Source organism: Amycolatopsis rhizosphaerae (genome assembly GCF_007713715.1).
Taxonomy (GTDB): Bacteria; Actinomycetota; Actinomycetes; order Mycobacteriales; family Pseudonocardiaceae; genus Amycolatopsis_E; species Amycolatopsis_E rhizosphaerae.
Genome location: NZ_VJWX01000646.1, coordinates 1 through 3479 on the forward strand (window position 1 = coordinate 1; position 3479 = coordinate 3479).

Below are 3479 nucleotides of genomic sequence, written 5' to 3' on the forward strand. Positions count from 1 at the left end.
CGACCGCGGTTCCCACAGTGTCGTCCGGGCCGGCTGGGCCAACGGTGTCGACGGTGTCACCTTCGACGGCCGCGCCCGCGTTCGCCTACCAGCCGCTGTGGCCGTTCTCCGGGGCGGCTGACGCCGCGGCGTGGCAGGCCTCCTACCGGCAGGGCGGGCACCAGCCGTGGCATCTCGACCCGGCGCTGACCGCGCAGTCCTTCGCCCAGGGCTACCTCGGCTACGCCGGGATCGACCAGATCACCGGCCGCCGCACCGCCGGGACCGAGGCCTGGGTCGGGGTCGGCTACCGGCTGCCGAACGGGAACCCCGCCACGGCGGCCGTGATCCACCTGGCGGAGCTGGGCACCGGCCCGGACGCGCCGTGGGAGGTGGTCGGCACCGAGGACACCACGCTGACGGTGACCCGGCCCGGTTACGGCACGACGGTGGTTTCGCCGGTGACCGTCGGCGGCGCCATCACCGGAGTCGACGAAAGCCTCCGCGTACAGGTGCGCGAACCGCGGGGGCCGGCCGGTGAGCGCGGCGGGGTCCCGGCGGGCGGCCAGCAGGCCCCCTGGGCGGTCACCGTCGGGTTCACCGCCCCGCCCGGCAGCGTGCTCACCATCGCGGTGTCCACCGGCGGCCACGTGGCGGACGTGGAGCGCTTCGCGATCACGGGGGTACGGGCGGGCGGATAGCCCGGCGATCTACTGTGGAAGGAGTTCGCGGCCGCCCGCTCTTGGTGGAAGAAGCCCCCGTGACGGCCGTGCCTCCCGCCTTCGTTTTCGGTGGAAAAAGCCTTCCCTGAGCGGGGCGATTCTCCCGGCATCCGGAGAAAACCTTTGCCCACAAGGGAAATTCCCGGACCGTGACGGCCCGCCGTCCCGGAGTGCCCGCCGGGGGCGCGTTTCGCTGGCTCGATCCAGCAGATTCGAATTCCGAGCTTCGGGGCACCTCGGGGAACGGTCTCCACGGAAGCGACTTGTCTGCCGCGCGGAGAACGGGGAACCTGGGCACGGGGAACGAAGACGTCCCAGGGTTCAGCGTCTGCCGATCGCGGCGGGGCGCACTGTGGGGACCGTGGTTTCGGGGCTGTCAGCGGGAAAGCTGCCGCGGTGACGCCCGCGAGCCGATCGAGCAGGAGCGAGGAGTGGGAGGGCGATTCGTCATGTCGGTGGCTGCCGTGCCGCACGCGCGTGAGGCCGGGACTTCGGGTAGGGAACTGCGAGGCCAGGCCGGCCGGCCGCCGGGGGTGGCCACCGTGGTGATCGTGGACGAACAGTCCCTGGTGCGCTACGCGTTGCGCTCGCTGTTGGCGAAACTTCCGGGGATCGAGGTCGTCGGTGAGGCCGATTCGCCCGGCGAAGCGCTCAGACAGATGCACGGGCGCAGACCGGATCTTCTGGTCACCGGGCTGGAAATGGAAAAGGTGCCTGCCGCCGCCGAACTCTGCCGTCTGGTGAAGAGAAATCCCGTCCCCACCTCGGTCATCGTGATGAGCCCGGACAGCGGGCCCGCTTCGGTGGCCGCCGCGGTCAACGCCGGTGCGGACAGTTTCGTGGACACCTCGGCCAGCTGCCGGGAGATCGTGGACGTGATCCGGTCCGCAGTGGACGGTCACCGATCGTGGGTGCTCGGCAGCAGAAAGTCTCCGTCCCGGCTGCCGCGTCCGGAATGTCACGGAGGATTCACGCGGCGTGAAAAGGAAATCCTCGGGCTCATGCTCGACCGGTTGTCCAACGAGGAAATCGCCGAGGAGCTCCACCTCGCGCCGCAGACGGTCAAGAACTACGTGAGCAGGGTGCTCCAGAAGCATTCGGTGAAAAGTCGTCGCGATTTGTTCCGCAAGCTCGGTCTTCACCGTGGTGCAAGCGCTTCCCCGCGGTACCACCAGTACCCGGCAGGGGGCTGAAAGGGTACCGCCGCGAACTGTTCCCGCCCCTCGATCACCCGTTGAATGGAAAACATCGACGCTGGGTGAAAGAAGAGAGGGAACCCATGGCAGAGCCCGTGCTGGTCAGCGACGACGGTGCCGTCCGGACGATCATGCTCTTCCGGCCCGAACAGCGCAACAGTCTGGACTACGCCACCGGGCACGAACTGCTCCGCCACGTCACCGAGGCCGCGCGGGCCCGTTCGGTCCGGGCGATCGTGCTCGGCGGGACCGAACGGGCCTTCTGCTCGGGGGACGATCTCGACGCGCTGGAGCGCCATCTCAACGGCGACGACAGCCTGCTCCCGGCCTGCCGGGAAACGGGGGACGCGTTCTATCTCCGGGTCTGCGAAGAGATTCTCGCCGCCGGAAAGCCGGTGATCGCGGCGGTTTCCGGAGTCGCGGTCGGGCCGGGCACGGAACTGGCCTGTGCCGCCGATCTGCGGGTGGGCGGCCCCGGCACCCGGCTGGGCTGCGGGCTGATCCGCGTGGGGCATTCCGGCATCTTCGCCATGCTCAGCCGGGTCGTCGGCGCCGACCGCGCCACCGAGCTGTACCTGACCGGCCGCCTGGTCGAAGCGCCCGAGGCGCTGCGGCTGGGACTGCTGCACCGGGTCGCGCCCGACGATGAGGCCGTGGCGGCCACGGCCGCCGCACTGGCGCAGGAACTGGCCGAGGGGCCGACCCGCGCCATCGCGCTGTTCAAGGAACTCAGGGAACGGTGCGAAGGCGTGCCCGCGCGGCAGGCCCTGCGCCTGCAGAACCAGTTCCACCGGCGGTGCTGGGCGGAAGTGCACGACAGCGTCGAGGGGACCCGGGCCGTACTGCAACGGCGCCGGCCCCGGTTCAGCGGCCGCTGAGCCGGGCCGCGCCAGGAGAGGGACTGAGCATGCACGGAAACGGTGCTTCGACGGACGTGGTCATCAGTGGGCTGGGTTTCCTCCTGCCCGGGGCCACCGGCAAGGACGAGGCGTGGCGGGTGCTGGCGGCGGGGGATTCGCAGGTGCGGACGCTGCCCGACGAACTCCGCGGCGGCCCGGGAGCGGCGGGCCGCTGCCGGGCGGGGGCGCGGGTGACCGGCTTCGACCACCGGCGGCACCTGCCCGATCTGCCCGACAACCACGCCAAGCGGTACAGCCGGGACATCCTGATGGTGCTCGCCGCGGTCGAGCAGGCGTGCGCCGACGCCGGGGTGCGGCCCGGCGACGTCGATCCGGACCGGCTCGCGGTGATCGGCTCCTGCTCACGGGGGCCCGTCGAATGGTGGTCGCAGACCTGTGCCGGCCGCGTGCCGGACCCGCGGTATCCGCCGATCGACGTGGAGGAGGCGATTTTCGCTTCCCTGCCGGGAACCCCGGCCGCGCTGAGCGCGATCCGGCTGGGAGCCCGCGGCATGGTGACGACGCTGAGCAACGCGTGCGTGGGCGGGCACCAGGCGATCGGGCTGGGGGCGGAACTGCTCCGCGCCGGCACCGGCGATGTGGTGATCGCGGTCGGGTACGAGGCGCCGTTCGTGCCCGAGATGCTGCGGCTCTACTCGTCGCCGACCTCGCGGGTGCTGTCG

4 protein-coding genes are annotated in these 3479 nt (G+C 71.2%); all 4 read left to right on the forward strand.

What is annotated here, in order from left to right:
* Positions 1–53 precede the first annotated feature (53 nt).
* Positions 54–680 carry a hypothetical protein gene (locus FNH05_RS34815; RefSeq protein ID WP_144593102.1) on the forward strand — a complete coding sequence of 209 codons (627 nt, stop codon included), beginning with the start codon at positions 54–56 and terminating at the stop codon, positions 678–680.
* 452 nt (positions 681–1132) lie between these two features.
* Positions 1133–1894, forward strand: coding sequence for a response regulator transcription factor (locus FNH05_RS38985; protein ID WP_144593103.1), 762 nt, complete (start codon positions 1133–1135; stop codon positions 1892–1894).
* Positions 1895–1980: 86 nt separating this feature from the next.
* Entirely contained in the window at positions 1981–2775 is a 795-nt protein-coding gene (locus tag FNH05_RS34825) for an enoyl-CoA hydratase/isomerase family protein (protein WP_144593104.1), read from the forward strand.
* A gap of 29 nt (positions 2776–2804) precedes the next feature.
* The coding region (locus FNH05_RS34830) for a beta-ketoacyl synthase N-terminal-like domain-containing protein (RefSeq protein WP_281287663.1) at positions 2805–3479 on the forward strand (675 nt) is incomplete at its 3' end.

Excerpts from the sequence above, each read along its gene's own strand:
- FNH05_RS34825 (WP_144593104.1), top strand. The coding sequence starts at position 1,981 with ATGGCAGAGCCCGTGCTGGTCAGCGACGACGGTGCCGTCCGGACGATC.